The following is a 16,057-nucleotide window of genomic DNA, read 5'->3' on the forward strand; positions in this document are numbered from 1 at the left end:
CGTGACGGATCTTCACCGAACCCGCACAAGGCGGTGGGGTGTCACAGCTCGTCGCGGATCATCCGGATCAGCCGGTCGAGGACGCGGCCACCGCTGACCCGCAGACCGTCGTGCTCGTACTCGTTGGTGATCCAGGTACGCAGACCGCGTACCGAGTCGGCCGTCTCCAGCGAGTGGGCGGTGTCGACGTACATGTCGTCGTGGTAGACGGCGGCGACCACCGGTACCTCGTTGCGCGCCAGCTGTCGCGGGTCGTACAGGTCGGGCCACCGCTCCCACCGCGCCAGCAGCTCCGCCACCTCGCGCAGCGGCGCCAGCGCCGGGTCGGTGGTGAACATCCAGGGGTAGATCATCTCGCCGGTCAGCAGCACGGGAAGCTCGTCCGCCAGCGCCCGGTCGACGTCGAAGCGCGGGAACTCGGCGCGGACCGCCTGGGCCGCCCACCCGGTGCCGTACGGCGACACCGAGCGCTGCCCGTAGCTCGGCTCGTGCAGCACCGCGAAGAGCGGGTTGACGGCGAACGACAGGTGGCCCTGGACCTGGGCGAGGAACGCGTCGCCGAGCTCGCTGCCCGGCAGGAACGCGTCTTCCAGGAGGTAGTGCAGCGTGTGTGAGCCGTTGCCGGTGCCGAGCATCATGCCGAGCGCCTGGAACGCCTCGGCGGTCAGCAGCCCACCGCCGGGCAGCCGTACCTCGTGCTCCCGTAGGTGTCGTACGACGGCGCGGACGGTCTCGACGTCCCGGGGGTAGCGGGCGTAGTGCGCCTCGACCTTCCGCCGTACGCGCGGGTAGGCGGCCCGGTAGACGTCCTCGGCCGTGCGGTCCAGCCCGGGCAGGCCGCCGGTCACGAACGCCTCGCGGATGCCCTCCGGCGCGTACGACAGGTAGGTGAGGGTGCAGAAGCCGCCGAAGCTCTGGCCGAGCACACTCCACCGGCCCTGCTCGCCGAGCAGTTGCCGGCGGAGCAGCTCGCAGTCCCGCACGATCGAGTCGGCCCGGAAGTGCGCGAGGTAGCCGGCCTGCGCCGCCGCGTCCCCGCGCCGGGGCAGGGTGTGCCGGTCGGCGGGGGTGGAGCGGCCGGTACCGCGCTGGTCCAGCAGCAGCACCCGGTAGTCGTCCAGCGCCCGGTCCAGCCAGCTGTCCCGGCCCACCGGGCGGGGTGACCGGCCGCCGGGGCCGCCCTGGAGGAACAGCAGCCACGGCAGCGTGTCGGGATCCTTGCCGGCCGCGACCACCTCGCGGGCGTACACCTCGATCTGCTCACCGGCCGGCTCCGCGTGGTCGAGCGGTACCTGGAAATGGTGGTCGGTGACGACGGTGCCGGGTTGACGGTAGGTCGGCACGGTTTCCTCCTCCGGAAGTTCTGCGGCGCGCGGCCCGGCTTCCGGAACGGGATCCTGCCAGGTCGGGTGGGTGGACCAGCGCCGGGCAGGCGGAGAGCCGCCGGCGGGGCCGGCGGCTCTCCCGGTACCGGCACGCTCCCCAACGCGCCGGTGGTCTCCTGCGTGGACGGCGGTCAGCCGCCGGCGCGAAGGTGCTGGGGCAGGGGCAGCGCGGGCCGTCCCGGCTGGCGCAGCCGCGCGGTGAGCAGCGCGCCGACCAGCCCCAGGCACCCGGCGACGACCGACGCGACGATCGCTCCCGGAGCGGCCACCACCAGCCCGGCGAGCCAGATGCCGAGTACGCCGCCGACCGCCTTGCCGCTGTAGACGATGCCGTAGTTGGTGAGGTTCGCCTCGCCGCCGAACCAGTCGCGCACCACGCTGACCATGAGCGAGTAGCCCGCGCCCGTGCCGGCGCCCGCCAGCGCCGCGAAGCCGACCACCGCGACCGTCTGCTCGGCGTGCAGGGACGCGAGCAGCCCGAACTGGGCCACCGCGCCGAGGCCGAGCGAGAGCCCGAGGGTGCGCCGGCGGCCGAACCGGTCCGAGAGCGAGCTGGTGACGGTACGGCCGATGCCGGTCGCGGCAGCCAGCGCGCCGATCGAGGCGAGCAGCACGAGCGGTGCGCTCTGTGCGGTCCGGGCGTACCCGCCGAGGTACGCGATGTCGAAGAGCGCGATACCCGAGGTCAGGACGACGACCAGGAACATGATCGGCAGCATGCCGCTGCGCAGCGCGGCCCGGGGGGAGTGCGGCCGGATCGCCGGGGTGTTGTTCGGGATGCTGCGGTTGAGCCGGCGGTCGACCGCCCAGCGCTGCGGGTCGATGTGCGGCGGCCACCAGTGCGCGGGTGGCTTGCGCAGCAGCAGTGCGGCGGTGGCGACCACCACGAAGACCACGGCGGCGGTGGCGTCCAGGATCGCGGCCCGGTTGTCGACGCCGAGGGCGTACGCGGCGACCGCGACGAACGGCAGCGCACCGTAGCCGAACGCGCCGCTGACCAGGCCGACCCGCCCCGCGGTCCGTTCGGGGAACCACTCGGTGACGGTGGCGATGCAGGTCATGTAGACCAAACCGGCGCCGACGCCGCCGAGCACGGAGTAGCCCAGCAGGACCGTGGCGAGGTCGCCGGAGTGTCCCAGCGTCACCAGCGCGACCAGGCATCCGGCGGCGCCGACCAGCATCGGTACGGCGGGCCGGGCGCGCAGGCGGCGGTACCACCACGCGGCCAGGGGAGAGCTGCCGGCCTGGCACACCACCCAGAGCGCCAGTACGGCGAACGCGTCGCCGTGGGACCACCCGTTGGCCCCGGTGAGGGCGGGGATCGCGGCGCCGAACCCGTACTGGAACAGGCTGATCGCCAGCATCGAGGCCCAGGAGAGGCGGATCATCCAGGCGCGGGACCGTCCGATGAGTTCCCGGTCGGTCTCCCCGACCCGGTAGCGGCGGCCATATACGTCGCGGATCTCGCGTACGGCGGTCGTGCTGGAGTCCGTCATGGGTGCCTCCATTGCATACAGTATGCCAGCTGCCTTTCTGTGTACCATCGGTCACACCACACTGTCCAGGTACGCCCGGAAAGCGGGACGTGGTCGGCCGCCGGTGGTCCCGGCCCCGCCGGTACCCGGGTGCCTAACCCGCCACGCCGTCGGAACCCGCCACGGCGTCGGAACCGGCCGTGCCGGCGGAACCGGCCACGGCGTCGGGACCGGGCACACCGTTGGGACCGGGTGGGTCCGCCTCGGGCGTCCGCGCCACGGGTACCCGCGTACCGGAGTTCCCGCGCGTCGCCGGCTCGGTCGGCACCGGCTCCGCGAGGCGTTCGGTCATGGTCACCGACAGGCCGGCGGGCACGGCGGAGAAGACCCGGCCCGCGCGCGCGTCGTCCACACCGAGCGGCTCCGGGCCGGGGGAGACGACGGGACTGCGCGCGGCCGGCCGGTTCACCTCCAGTGACCGCAGGACGTCCCGCAGCGCGGCCCAGTCCTCCTGCGCCGCGAACATGGCGGCGGCGGTCATCAGCAGGTGCCGGCCACCCTCGTAGTCGCCCGCCCGCAGGCGGATCTCGCCGCGGACCCGGTCCAGCCGCGCGGCCAGCGGCGCGAGCACCTCCCGCGGCTCGCCGGCGGCGTGCAGCAGGCCCAGCTTCCCGCCCGCGACGTGCGCGAGCCGGTCGGCCTCCACCGACCGGCCCAACTGGAGCACCGTACGCGCCAGCATGCAGTAGGCGCGCACCTCGCCGACCGGGTTCTCCATCTGCCGGAAGAGCACCGCCGCGTCCGCCGCCCGCCTGGTCGCCAGTACCGCGGGCGCCGTACCGGGCCGCGGATCGGCCAGCTCGTCGCGGGGCGCGGCGGCCTGGCCGAGCAGGAACCGCGCCATCCGGTACTGCACCGTCGCCCGGCGGCGCTGGTCCTGCTCGACGAAGGAGAGCACCGCGCCGAAGTAGTCGGTCGCGCTGTGCCAGTCACCGCGCCGCCGGCCCGCCTCGGCCAGGGAGAGCAGGATCCGGTACCGGGTCGCGTCCGGCACCACCGGGTCGAGCAGTTCGTCCTTTGCCGCCTCCGGCGTGTCGACGTGGTGCGCCTCGCCCAGCAGCACCCGGATCAGGCGCTGCTCGGGCCGGTCACCGGTCGCCTCCGCGTTGCGGTACGCCGCCTCCAGCGCGTCGATCGCCTGCCGGTGCCGGGCGGCCTGCAGGTACGCCTCGCCGCGCTTGCGCAGCACCTTGGTGAACCGGCGGCTCGCCGTCGCCCGTACCTCCTCGGTCGGGCCGCCGTCCCGCAACCGGAGGCAGAGGTGCAGCGCCAGGGTGAAGCTCCGCTCGGCGTCGCGGTACCGCTCGACCGCGACCAGGAACGTGCCCTGGGCGAGCAGCACGTCGACCTGCCCCAGCCGTTCCCCCTCCCGCTCGGCCGCGCGCACCGCCTCCTCGTACGCCCCCAGGCTGGCGCGCAGCGGCACGTCCGCGACCACGCAGCCGTCGAGCCAGGCGCCGATCCGCCAGCGGACGGCGTCGGCGGTACCGGGCGCGCGGATCAGCCGGAGCAGGTTCGGGTACTCGTTGCGCACCCACCGCTGCGGGTAGTCCGCGATCCGCCTCGCCAGCGACCGGGCCGGCGCGGACTCCTCGTCCAGCGCCTTCAGGGCGGCGGTGACCACGTCGAGGTAGGCCGCGTCCAACCGGGCGAACGCCCGCCCGACCTCGTCCTCCGGGAGCCGCACCGCCTGCTCGAAGGCGAAGAGCCGGGTCAGCGGGTGTATCCCGTACCGGGCCACCCGCTCGGTCGGGTCCATGCCACGGTCGTCCAGCAGTTGCGCCGCGGCCAACCGGTCGACCAGCGCCTCCGCCTCGCCCGGCGGCAGCTCCAGCAGCGGACAGAGCACCGACGGTACGAAGGTCGCCGACGGCACCAGGGCGAGCAGCATCAACGCGCGCTGCTCCTCGGGGAGCAACCGCTGGTACTCGGTCATCAGGTGCCCGCGCAGCGAGCGGCCGGGACGCACCAGCCAGGCCAGCCGGGACCGCTTCTCCCGCAGCAGCCCCGCGACCTGGCAGACGTCCGCCCGGTCCTCGGAGACCCGCTCCGCCGCGGCCCGGATCGCCAGCGGCAGCCGACCGCAGTACTCGATGACCTCGGCGACGCACTCGGGTCGCAGCCCCTCCTCGACGCCCGAGATCGTGTGGAACATGGCGAGCGCGTCGTCGGCGTCGGGCAGCCCGAGCCGGTACGAGGGGTAGGGCAGCGGGTCCGGCCAGAGCAGTTCCCGCCGGCTGGTGATCAGTACGGCGGTGGCCGGATCGCTCGGCATCACCGCGCGGACCTGCTCGGCGTGGCGGGCGGCGTCGAAGATGAACAGGATCCGCTTGCGGGCCGTGAGCGACCGGAACACCAGCGCGCGGTCGGCGGTGGTCCGCTTCTTGCGCATCTCCTTCTCGTCCCAGCCGAGCGCGAGCAGCAGCTCCTGGAGGACCTCGTTCGGGCTGCGTGCGGTGCTGCCGGTGCCCAGGCTGACGTAGACCTGGCCGTCGGGGTACCGGTCGGCGAGGCTGCGGGCCAGCCCGTCGACGAGGGCGCTCTTGCCGACCCCCGGGGCGCCGTGCACCAGCAACATCACCGGACCCGTGGCCGGGGCCCGGACCCCGCCCGCCCGCCGCCAGCCCAGCCGGCGTCGCGACGCGGCGTCGCGCTCGGCGCGCTGCCGGTCGTGCCGCTCCCGCAGCTCCACGAGCTCACCCGCCCGGCCCACGAAGAGCACGTCGCGCGGCGGCAGGGTGGGCACGGCCCGCACCCGCCGGCGCGGCAGCCAGCGCCACCACACCCGGCCGGCGCGCGACTTCCGCTTCCGCCGCTCGCGCCGGCGCTTCCTCTTCGGCGTGGCGCCGCCCGACCGGCCGGTGTGCCGGGACGAACCGGTGGGCGCAAGGTGCCCGCCCGCCATGGCCGGCTCACCGCCCGGTTCGGTCGGCAGGGCGCCGATCGCGCCCGCGACACCCAGCACCACGAGGGCGACGATCTGCAGGTGGGGCGGTATGTCGTCGTAGACGGTGCTCAGGCTGACCGAGAGCACGGTGGCGAGCAGCACGGCCGGCAGCCGGAACCGGCGTAGGCGGCGCAGCCACGTCCGCAGCCACGTCCGGAGCCGGATTCCGCGTGACAGCGATACGCGCTCGCCGGGGCGCCCGTCGGGGTCGTAGCTCATCGCGTCACCCGGTCGGTGCCGATCGGGCCGGGACGCCCCGGGCGGTGCCGGCGGGGCCGTTCCGGGCCCCCGGCGCCGGCCTCGTCCGAGACCACCTGCCAGAGCAACTGCTCGGCGAGCCGGCGACCCTCGGCGTCGTCGACGTTCATGAACGCCTGCTTCGCCGCCTCCAGCAGCCGTACCGCCTCGGCGCCCCGTCCGGCGAGGCGGTACGCGTCGGCCAGCGCGGTCGCGGCGCTCGCCATGATCCATCGGTCGCCGCAGCGGCGGAAGGTGCCGTGGCACTCCTCCAGCATCGGGATCGCCCGCCGCACGTGCCCCTGGTCGAGGTGGGCACGGCCGAGCGCGAGCCGGGCGTGCCCGGCACCGTACCGGTGTTGCAGCGCGGTGAACCCGGCCAGCGCGGTCGAACTGAATTCGCGGCTCTGGTCGTAGCGGCCCTCGTCGAACAGGAGCAGCGCGCGCTGCAACCGGATCCAGCAGCGCGGCAGCGGCTGCGCCGACTCGACGGTCAGCCGCTCGGCGGTGGCGAGCAGCCGCGCGGCCTCGTCCCGGTCGCCGCACGCCTGCTCCACCGTGCCGTGAGCCAGCAGCACCGTGGCCAGCTCCCGCCGGCCGGGCTCCCCGTTGCGCTCGCACCAGGCGCGCGCGTGCTCGGCGTACGAGCGCCCCGCGACCGGGTCGCCGCGCAGCGCCTGCAACAGGATCAGCTCGCGGAGCACCTGGATCCGCTCGATCCGGTCGTCGTCGGCGCGCACGAGCGCCGAGTACGCATCGTCGAGGTCGCGCTCGGCCTGGGCGACCTGGTGCAGGCGCCGGCGCAGGCTGCCCCGAAGTCGCATGGCCCGGGACGTGACCAGGTACGAGTCGCCGCCCCGGTCCCGGGCCTCGTCGGCGTACATCGCCGCGGCGTCGAACCAGCCGAACTCGGCGAGCACGTCACCGAGCGCGACGAGGATGAACGCCTCCTCGACGTCGAACGCCGCGGTCGCGCCCGCCCGCGACGCGCGCCGCTCCCGGCACAACGCCAGCGCCTCCCGCGCCCCCTCCAACGCCTCGTTGAGCCGGCCCTCGCCCAGCCGCTGGTAGACCGCCTGCCGCAGCGACAGCTCGGCGTCCTGGGCGACGCGCCGTTCGCGCGCGGCCCGCAGCTCCTGGCGGATCTCCTCCGGTGCCCGCGGGAAGAGCTCTGCGAGCCGCGCCGCGGCGTACGCCCGGGTGTGTGTCGGCAGACCGTAGCTCGGCAGTCCGGACCCCTCGTCGAGCTGCCGTTCCAACAGGCGGGCCCGGGCGAGCCGGTCGAGCAGCCGGCCGGCCCGCGCCAGCGGGACCTCCTGACCGGGCCGCGCGCCCCGCAGCAGCGCGGCGAGCATCCACGGCTCGACCCGGTGGGTGTCGGCCAGCCCGAGCAGCGCCAGCGCCTCCTGCTCCGAGCGGGTGAGCAGGGCGAACGCCAGGTCGAGGATGCCCGCGAAGGCCACGTCGGGCAGCACCGAAGGGTCCGTACGCGCCTCGGTCATCCGGCGGACGGTGACCTCCAGCATCCAGTTGCGACGCGCCGCGAGCACGGCGCCGGCGATCGAGAGCGCGATAGGGTAGCCGCCGGCGGCCGCCACGATCCGGTCGGCCTCCGCGGGCTCCTGGTCGACCCGGTCGCCGCCCACGAGCTGACCGAGCAGTTCACGGGCGTGGTCTGGGTCGAGCGGCGGCACGACCAGGCTGAGTCGTCGGGGGTACCGTTCGGCCAGCTCGGGCAGGTCTCGCTCGGCGGTGACGATGGCCAGGCAGCGCGGTCCGGCCGGCACGAGCGGCAGGACCCGCTCCGCCGTCGGCGCGTCGTCGAGGATCACCAGGACCCGCCGGCGCCGGGTCCGTTCCCGGTACCAGCTCTGATAGTCGGTCGGGTCGGGGTCCGGGTCGCGCGGTCCCTTCAGCGCCCAGACGAACGTACCGAGCTGCTCGTTGACGCTCGTGTCGCGACCGCGGTCGAACCGCAGCAGCAGTTGCCCGTCCGGATAGTCGCGCGCCACCAGGTGCGCCACGCTCACCGCGAGCGCGGTCCGGCCGACGCCCGGTGGTCCGTGCAGCACGACCAGCAGCGGTTCACGCCGGCCGCCGGCCGGATCGCCGAGGTACGCCGAGAGCGTCGCGAGCTGCCGCTCCCGTCCGACCAGGAGCCCGGGCGGCGGTGGCAGCTCGGCCGGGGCGACCGCCTGGTGCCGCTCGTCGTGCGCGGTGCGGTCGAGGCCGCCGGGGACGACCGCCACGGGCGGGGCGGCGGAGCGGCGGTACCGGACGATCAGCACCACCAGGTACGTCAGCAGCGCCCCGGTACCGGCGGCGGCGACGAGTTGCACGGTCGAGAGCCAGGAACTGTATCCGGTGGCAAGTGCGATGGGAATCAGCACGACAGCCGCGAGAATGATCCTGATCCGGTGGCCTGTTCCCATCGCGATTCCTCCCTCGGTTTCTCATCTTCACCCGAGGAAGTGACTCGATCCAGCCGATGAATCCCTTCAGGCGCGGAAACGGGACGTGCCGTGGCACGATTCGGGGCCGGTCAATCAATGGCAATTGGCCGAGCGGATGATGTTCCGCGGGCGGAACTGTCGAATCAAGGACTCCGCGAAACCGTCGGTACGACCGGCGCGGCCGCGGTTCGGCGGGCGTGCTGGGCGCGGGTTCCGGTCGGTGGCGACACGGGCGGAGGTGGGCGGCCGGGCCGTCGGCGCGCAACCCCCGCGTGGGCGAGATGGAAATTCCACGCCGGCACGGGCCGGCCGGCGCCGGGATTCGGGACCCGTGGCGCAGCGGTGCGGAGTAGGCCGACGGCGATTCGCGGCGGGACGGGGAATCGCACGGGCGGAACGATTGGTGCTGGGCCGATTCGCGTCGCACCGGCCGATTCGCGCCGGCCGGGGCGATTGGTAGTGGCGGGCCGATTGGTAGTGGGCGGGTGAGCGCGGTTGGCGGTCCGTCCGGGAGTGCGCGATGACGTTACCGCCGTCGGTCCCGCCGACCGTGACGTCGGCGGGTGACGATCGGAGTCGCTACGGGGTGCGGGCGGTCAATCCAGTGGGCGCTTCAGGTGGTAGCGGTGGATCTCCGTGGTGCCCTGGAGATTGTTGACGTCCTCCTCCGCCGAGACCAGCTCCCAGCCGTCCGCGCCGGCCCGGTTCAGGTGCGCGATCGCGGTGTCGCCGAACTGCGTCACGTCGCGCCGGGAGCCGTCCGGCCCGTACCAGGTGAAGCTGATTCCCCAGCCCTGACCCTCGGCGGTGCGGCGCCGGACGAGCAGGGCGTACTCCCATCTGACCATGCGCTCCATTATGGCCTGTCCCATCGGCGCGACCGCTCCGGAACACGGCACGGAGCGGGTGGCTCCCACGCGGGCCACCCGCCCCGTGCGTGTCGACCACGCCGGTACGCCCGGCCGACAGACGAAGATCGTGGTCCGGGGCGTCCGCGAGCCCCCGACGGTCAGTAGGTGAAGGTCCAGAGGAAGTAGAAGCCGGGGCCGGTGGGCCCGTACTGGCGGTACTCGCAGTAGTACCAGCTCCACTGGCCGGTCTGGACCCCCTCGCTGCCGTAGCTGTTGCAGAACTGACCGTCGGAGTAGACGCCGCGTAGCGTGCCACCCACCGGGTCGGCGCCGGCCGGCGCGGCGCCGACCCCGACCAGGCCGCCCAGGGCGAGCGCCAGCGCCATCCCCAGGGTTACCCATCTGCGTCGCATGAAGGCTCCTCTCGTCATCGTCCACAGCGCACGGTGACTCGATTCGAAGTCGGGCCGTGACATCGAAAGATGCGAATACAGCCTTGCCGGGTCGGGCGCCGTCCGGTTCCCGACAACGGGCCGTGCTGCGCCGACGTTCCGCCACCGCGCTCTCCGTCGAACGGGCATCCGGCCTGGCGACCGAGCGGGACCGAGCGCGCTCGGCAGCCGCCGTGGGCAGAAGCGGACCCTGTCTCCTCGTCTCCTTGTCCGGGTCTCGATCGCTTGCGCTCAATGAAGTCCCGGACTCCAGGAGGGCTGAATGAGGGTGCGGCGACATTGGGGTGCGAGGTGGCTGGCGCTGGTACTGGTGGCGTCGGTCGGGTTCGCACCAGGGCGGGCGGAGGCGGCGGTGAGACCGTCGTGGGCGCCGTTACCGCAGGACCGGTCGGTGCCCGGCGCGAAGGCGAAGTTCACCCCGCCGCCGGCTCGACCGCGGGCCGCAGCGGGCAGCACCGGCGCGGGCGCGTTCACTCCGGTGCTCTGGCGGACCCTCGCCGACGGTTCGGGGTGAGCGGCCAGGTGGTCAACATCGTCGTCCGCAAGACCGGTGACGGGCTGACCGAGTACGTGATCGAGCGCGGCCTGCGGTACATCAGGCGGCCGAAGAGCAACTTCGAGGAGCTGGAGGACATCGTCGAGCTGGACAAGAAGGCGGTGATGACCCGGGCCGGACGGGTGCTGGAGTTCCTGGGCAGGGGATCGGCGGCAAGTACGACAAGATCGACAACTGGATCATCCACGACGTCATACCGCCGCACGTCTGCTGAGCAGCACGCGGCCTTCGACCGCATACGACCACCGCCCCGGCTCGGACGTACTCGTCTAGGCTCGCTTCGTCCGGTGCGTCGGGAGTGGCGGGGGAGGCGGGCATGCGGGCGGGCTGGTACCCGGATCCGTTCGGACGGCAGCCGCTGCGCTGGTACGACGGTACGGAGTGGACGCCGCAGGCCCTGGACGGATGGCAACGCCCGGTGGTCGATCCGCCGCCCCCGCCGGGCGCTCCGGTTCCCGGTTCCTCCCCGGCTGCTGGTCCACCCTCGGCCCCGACCCCCGGGTTGGCCCCGGTCCCGGGTCCACCCTCGGCTCCGGTTGTCGCTGGCCCGCCCGGTCCGGCCGGCCCGCCCGAGCCTCCCGCGCTCCCCGCGCAGCCCGGTCCGGCGGCGAGGCCGGGGGTGCCGGCCCCGGAGGCCCCGGCGCCGTCGAAGTCGCTGGTGGCGTCGTTGGCCTGGAGAATGCCGCTCTTCGCCGTCGCCGCCGGGCTGATGCTCTTCGGATTCCTGGTGCTGCCGTGGGTCGAACTCCGCTTTCCCGACCGGCGGGTCGGCATCGGCTACCTCAGGTTCGCGGACTGGTTCATGGCGAACAACGTCGAGGTCGGCGCCGCGCGGGGCGCGTACGGTCAGGGACTCGCGCTGCTCCTGGCGGGAGTCTGCCTCGTCGTCGCGCTGGCGGCGATCGTGGTGACGGTCGCGCAGGGCCGGGTGGCCGGCTGGGTCACCGTCGTCTGGCTGCTGTTGTTCGTGTCGGCCCTCCTCAGCTGGGCGGGGCAGCCGACGGTGGGCGGCCTCGACGTGCCGTGGAGCGGTCCGCCGTACGCCCTGCCGGGCAAGGGCCCGCTGGCCGTCACCGTCGGTCATTTCGCGCTGGCGTTCGCCTGCCCGACGGTCGACGCGCCGATCAGGCGCACGACGCGACGGTAGGGCGGCGGACCGGGCGCTACGCCGACTGGCGCGGTACCAGGGTCGGCTCGAAGATCACCGAGGTGGGGCGCAGGGTGGGGTCGTCCACCCGGGCGAGCAGCAGCCGGGCGCTCTCGGCCGCCATGTCCTCCAGCGGATGCCGGATCGTGGTCAGCGCGGGCCGGGCGGCGAGCGCCGCGCTGCTGTCGTCGAAGCCGATCACCGCGACCTCCTGCGGGACCGCCCGGCCCGCATCCCGCAGCGCGGCCAGCGCGCCCTGGGCCATCAGGTCGTTGGCGACGAAGACGCCGTCCAGCTCCGGCTGCTCCGCCAGCAGCCGCCGCATCGCCCGTTCCCCGCTGTCGTGGGTGAAGTTGCCGGGGACGCAGGGGAACCAGGCGTGGCCGTGCCGGGCCATCGCCCGCCGGAAGCCGGCCATCCGGTCGGCGCTGGCCGGCACGTCCACCGGCCCGGAGATCATGGCGACACGGCGGCAGCCGCGCGCGGCGAGCCGGTCGGCCGCGAGCGCGCCGCCGGTCTCGTTGGCGAGGTCGACGTAGCTGATCGGCAGCGGCCGGGCCGGTCGCCCGATCATCACGGCCGCGAGGCCGGCCTCGGCCAGCAGGCGCGGCAGCTCGTCCTCCGGGTGCAGGGAGAGCAGGACGACGCCGTCGGCCTGACCCTGCCGCAGGTCGCCGACGAGCCGGGTGCGCGCGTCGGTGGAACCGACCAGTTGGAGGGCGAGCTGGACGCCGGCCGGGCGGAGCACGCTCATCAGCCCGCCGACCACCCGCCCGAAGAACGGGTCGGTGAAGAACCGGCCCATGAACGGGTCGTCCTCGGCGTGCTCCTCGGAGTCGGAGACGACCAGGGCGACGGTGCCGGTGCGCCGGGTCACCAGCGACCGGGCCGCGCGGTTGGGGACGTACCCGGTCGCGTCGACCGCGTTCCACACCACCTCGTGCAGGCGGGGATCGACGTTGCGCACGCCGTTGATGACCCGGGAGACGGTGGCCCGGGAGACCCCGGCGACCTGGGCGACGTCCTCCAGGGTGGGCAGCCGGGTCCCGCCGCGCCGGTCGGTGCTCATCGTGGCGCGCCCCGTGACGTCATGGCGGCATTTATAGCACAGCGCTGGGAGAGCGCTCTCCCGCCGCGCGGGTCCGCTGGGGAGGAACCCCGGAAGGCCCCTCCCCAGCACCGCCTCAGCGGTAGACGCCGAACTCCCAGAGCGAGTAGCCGTACCCGGTGCCGCGCTCGGTGCCGTTCATCCGGACGTACCGGCCGGACCCGGCCACGTCGACGCGGTCGAAGCCGCCGTCGCCGCTGGTGGTCGAGTAGACGGTGGTCCAGGTGTCGCCGTCCGGCGAGGTCTGGATCTGGTACGACTTCGCGTACGCCGCCTCCCAGGCGAGCAGCACGTGCGCGAAGGTGGTGTTCGCGCCGAGGTCGATACGGATCCACTCGGCCGGCGTCCAGTCGCTCGCCCAGCGGGTGCCGTAGTCGCCGTCGACGGCGTACGCCGGCAGCTGCGGGCCGCTCGGCCCGGTCGGCTGGTACGACGAGGCGGTGACCGGCCGGTTCAGCGCCACGTTGGTACCGGGGACCGTGGGCGGCACCACCCGGAACGAGCGCTGCTCGATCCCGACGTTGCCCTGCCCGTCGTACGCGTAGACGTAGACCTTCCAGACCCCCAGCTGCTCCGGCGCGGTGACCGAGAAGTGGCCGGGGCTGGTCTGGGTGAAGCGGACGTGCCGCAGGCCGGTGTTGCCGGTGATGTGCTTGTCGCTGAACATCAGGTTGTAGCGGACGGTGTCGCCCTGCGGGTCGGTGGCCGGCGCGTCCACGGTGAACTGCCCGCCGGCCGGCACCGCGGTCTGCGGGGTCACCGTCATGGCGCCGAACTCCGGCGGCGTGTTCGCCGACGCCTGGCCCGTGTACGCCTGCCGCAGCGCGTGGTAGCCCTGCCGGCGCCAGCCGCCCGTGGTCGTGTTGAGCCACACCCCGCCGAAGTCGTTCTCCAGCCCGTAGTGGAACTCGGTCGCCCCGAGGGCCACGCCGGGGTGCGACCGCACCGCGTTCCAGCTCGCGGTGTAGCCGGCCCGCTTCTGCGCGTCGGTCGGCTCGGACGGCACCCCGTTGACGTCGGCGGGCACCTCCCACTCGCCGGCCGGCCCGCCCTCGGTGATCAGGTACGGCTTGGTGTAGCCGCCCGCGATCCAGTCCGACTTCACCGTGCCGATCGCGCCGTACGAGTTGACCGCCAGCAGGTCCAGCGCCGGGGCGTACGTCCGGTAGTAGGGCCAGGCGCCGGTCCACGCGTCGGTGGAGGTGACCGGGTGGTTGGGGTCCGCGGCGTGGATCGCCACGGCCACCTCGTTGACGAACCTGGCGTACGCCACCCGCCGGGCCTCCACCTCGGCGGCGGGCAGGCCGTGGTCCTGCATGGTCAGGATGACCTCGTTGCCCACGTCCCAGAGCAGCACGCCCTGGCGGTTCTTCAGGGCGTTGACCCGCGCGACGATCTCGTTCTTCACGTTGTTCTTGTAGGTGGTGTCGTTGACGTAGTCGGCGCCCTGGTTGAGCCAGTGCCCGACGATGACCTTCACGCCCTGCTGGGCGGCCCGGTCGAGCAGCACCGGCGTCTGCGCGTCGTCCACGCCCCAGGTGCGGATCGTGTTGACGCCCATGTTCCGCAGGTCCCGCAGGTAGCCGTCGGCGGCACCCTGCGGTGGGCCGTAGGTGATCCCGCGCACCTCGTACGGCGCGCCGTTGACCTGGAGCTGCCAGTTGCCCTGGGAGCCGGTCACCCGTACCACGCTCGGGCCGGCCGGGGTGGCCGGGTCGGTCATCGCCGCCGGTACGGTCCCGCTGGCGCGGGCGACGGAGACCGAGTCGACGCTGAGGACTCCGCCGGACGTGGTCTCGGGCGTCGGGGTGGTGCGGCCGGCGACCGCGTTCGGCAGCGAACCGCCGATGGCGAGGTCCAGCCGCAGGTAGAACCCGTGCTGCACCGCGTCGCGCCAGGCGGTCACCCCGACCTGGCTCTCCCGGACGACCCAGGTCTGCCGCCCGTCGAGGTAGAACCGGATCTCCTCGTCGGTCTTCGTACGGTCGATGACCTGGCTGTACTCGTGGTAGCCGCCCTGGCAGCCGACGCAGCTGGCGAAGCCGCTGGTCCGGCCGTCGTACTCGTTGCACGGCCCGCCCGGCGCGGTGCCGCAGTGCAGGGTCTGCGCGAGCTGGTCCCGGCCGTTGACGTCGGTCATGATGTCCGTTTCGCCGACGCCCGGCCAGTTGGTGAAGTTGCCCCGGTAGGCGGCGCCGGTGGCCCGGAAGCCGGGCCAGTAGCCGAGGCCGACCGCCACGTCGGGCTGCCGCAACACGGCGCTGAACTTCAGCAGCTCGCCCGGGTTCGGGGCGAAGTCGGCCCGCTGGGTCTCCAGCCGCCCGGAGGTCCAGTTGCCGGCGCCGTCGCGCAGCGCCCGGATGTTGAGGTGCCCGGCGCCGTCGAGGTAGACGTTCGCGGTACCCGCGCTGGCGGTCTCGACCGAGCCGGTACCCCAGTTCGGGGCGCCACCCGGATACTGCGTACCGGTGCGCAGCAGCCAGTTGGCGGCCGACGGCGAGCTGTTGGCGCCGCCGGTGAAGTCGTCGCTCCACACCGTCGTCCAGCTGCCGGGCACCGGGTCGGGGGAGCCGGTCGGCCCGGGCGTCGGGGTGCCGTCGGTGCCGGTGTAGACGCCGAACTCCCAGAGCGAGTAGCCGTAGCCGTTGGCCCGTGCGGTGCCGTACATCCGCACGAAGCGGCCGGAGCCGGCGACGGTGAGGTCCTGCACGCCACCCGGCCCGCTGCCGGTGGTGTAGACGTCGGTCCAGCTCGTACCGTCCACCGAGGTCTGGATCGCGAAGGTCCGCCCGTACGCGGCCTCCCAGCGCAGCAGCACCCGGCAGATCGACCGGACGGCGCCGAGGTCGACCCGGATCCACTGCGGATCGGAGAACTGGCTCGACCAGCGGGTGTTCGGGTCGCCGTCGAAGGCGGCGGCGGCCGGGGTGCCGGCGCCCTCCTCCGAGGAGGCCGTCGCCGGGCGGCCCTGGGCGGCGTCGGTCGTGCCGCAGTCGGCCGCCGCGGCGCGGGCGGCGTACGGTGCCGCCCCGGCGCCCGGCGGCGTACCGGTCAGCAGGGCGGCGAGCAGCGCGGCCAGGGCGACCGGCAGCAGGATTCGCCAGGGTCGGGGCGGGATCGGCCACCGGTCGGGGCGGGGCGGGAAAGCCGGTTTCACGGGTGCACTCCTGCCTGGAGGGGGCGGCTGGCGGGGCGGTCGGCACGGCCCGGCGGGTGGGGGTGGGGGAGCGGGGTCGCCGGTCGGGGTGGCGTGCCGGGCGCGGTGCGGTCGCGCTTGGAGAGCGCTCTCCGTCCCGCCGTCGAAGTGTTACGCCGACTTTTCCAAACTGTCAAGACAGTCGATCCCGCGCCCTCGCGCCTCCGCGCCTCGTGCCCCGTGCCCGGCG

The 16,057-nt window shown here is 73.9% G+C and carries 10 protein-coding genes and 1 pseudogene; 3 read left to right on the top strand and 8 right to left on the bottom strand.

Annotated elements, in window-relative coordinates:
• Positions 1-41: 41 nt before the first annotated feature.
• The 6 genes from AB0J86_RS17330 to AB0J86_RS17355 form a co-directional block, all read right to left on the bottom strand.
• Positions 42-1,343, bottom strand: a complete 1,302-nt coding sequence (locus AB0J86_RS17330) for an alpha/beta fold hydrolase (RefSeq protein ID WP_363858105.1) — start codon at positions 1,341-1,343, stop codon at positions 42-44.
• A 173-nt stretch (positions 1,344-1,516) separates the two neighbouring features.
• On the bottom strand, positions 1,517-2,881 hold the full coding sequence (locus AB0J86_RS17335) for an OFA family MFS transporter (RefSeq protein ID WP_363858107.1): 1,365 nt from the start codon (positions 2,879-2,881) through the stop codon (positions 1,517-1,519).
• A 133-nt stretch (positions 2,882-3,014) separates the two neighbouring features.
• Positions 3,015-6,086, bottom strand: coding sequence for an NACHT domain-containing protein (locus tag AB0J86_RS17340; protein WP_363858109.1), 3,072 nt, complete (start codon positions 6,084-6,086; stop codon positions 3,015-3,017).
• A complete protein-coding gene (locus AB0J86_RS17345) occupies positions 6,083-8,494 on the bottom strand; it encodes an AAA family ATPase (RefSeq protein WP_363858111.1) in 2,412 nt (803 codons plus the stop codon). The genes AB0J86_RS17340 and AB0J86_RS17345 overlap by 4 nt, the downstream gene beginning before the upstream one ends.
• 659 nt (positions 8,495-9,153) lie before the next feature.
• The gene (locus AB0J86_RS17350) at positions 9,154-9,414 is read right to left on the bottom strand and encodes a hypothetical protein (protein WP_363858301.1); all 261 of its coding nucleotides are present in this window, start codon (positions 9,412-9,414) and stop codon (positions 9,154-9,156) included.
• 152 nt (positions 9,415-9,566) lie between these two features.
• A complete protein-coding gene (locus AB0J86_RS17355) occupies positions 9,567-9,821 on the bottom strand; it encodes a hypothetical protein (protein ID WP_363858113.1) in 255 nt (84 codons plus the stop codon).
• Between the two features lie 391 nt (positions 9,822-10,212).
• Between AB0J86_RS17355 and AB0J86_RS17360 the strand changes: the two genes are divergently transcribed.
• The 3 genes and pseudogenes from AB0J86_RS17360 to AB0J86_RS17370 all read left to right on the top strand — a co-directional run bounded on the left by AB0J86_RS17360 (position 10,213) and on the right by AB0J86_RS17370 (position 11,563).
• Positions 10,213-10,374, top strand: a complete 162-nt coding sequence (locus AB0J86_RS17360) for a hypothetical protein (protein ID WP_363858115.1) — start codon at positions 10,213-10,215, stop codon at positions 10,372-10,374.
• A 358-nt stretch (positions 10,375-10,732) separates the two neighbouring features.
• A pseudogene (locus AB0J86_RS17365) lies at positions 10,733-10,804 on the top strand (DUF2510 domain-containing protein); the annotation flags it as partial.
• 231 nt (positions 10,805-11,035) lie between these two features.
• Positions 11,036-11,563, top strand: coding sequence for a hypothetical protein (locus AB0J86_RS17370; RefSeq protein WP_363858310.1), 528 nt, complete (start codon positions 11,036-11,038; stop codon positions 11,561-11,563).
• Positions 11,564-11,579: 16 nt separating this feature from the next.
• Here the strand turns inward: AB0J86_RS17370 and AB0J86_RS17375 are convergent, their stop codons facing one another.
• On the bottom strand, positions 11,580-12,632 hold the full coding sequence (locus AB0J86_RS17375; RefSeq protein ID WP_363858117.1) for a LacI family DNA-binding transcriptional regulator: 1,053 nt from the start codon (positions 12,630-12,632) through the stop codon (positions 11,580-11,582).
• Between the two features lie 115 nt (positions 12,633-12,747).
• Positions 12,748-15,828, bottom strand: coding sequence for a discoidin domain-containing protein (locus tag AB0J86_RS17380; protein ID WP_363858119.1), 3,081 nt, complete (start codon positions 15,826-15,828; stop codon positions 12,748-12,750).
• Positions 15,829-16,057: the final 229 nt, after the last annotated feature.

It is taken from the genome of Micromonospora sp. NPDC049559, from assembly GCF_040676675.1.
Taxonomy (GTDB): Bacteria; Actinomycetota; Actinomycetes; order Mycobacteriales; family Micromonosporaceae; genus JBFAPK01.

Excerpts from the sequence above, each read along its gene's own strand:
- AB0J86_RS17355 (WP_363858113.1), bottom strand. The coding sequence starts at position 9,821 with ATGCGACGCAGATGGGTAACCCTGGGGATGGCGCTGGCGCTCGCCCTG.
- AB0J86_RS17340 (WP_363858109.1), bottom strand. The coding sequence starts at position 6,086 with ATGAGCTACGACCCCGACGGGCGCCCCGGCGAGCGCGTATCGCTGTCA.
- AB0J86_RS17375 (WP_363858117.1), bottom strand. The coding sequence starts at position 12,632 with ATGAGCACCGACCGGCGCGGCGGGACCCGGCTGCCCACCCTGGAGGAC.
- AB0J86_RS17350 (WP_363858301.1), bottom strand. The coding sequence starts at position 9,414 with ATGGAGCGCATGGTCAGATGGGAGTACGCCCTGCTCGTCCGGCGCCGC.
- AB0J86_RS17335 (WP_363858107.1), bottom strand. The coding sequence starts at position 2,881 with ATGACGGACTCCAGCACGACCGCCGTACGCGAGATCCGCGACGTATAT.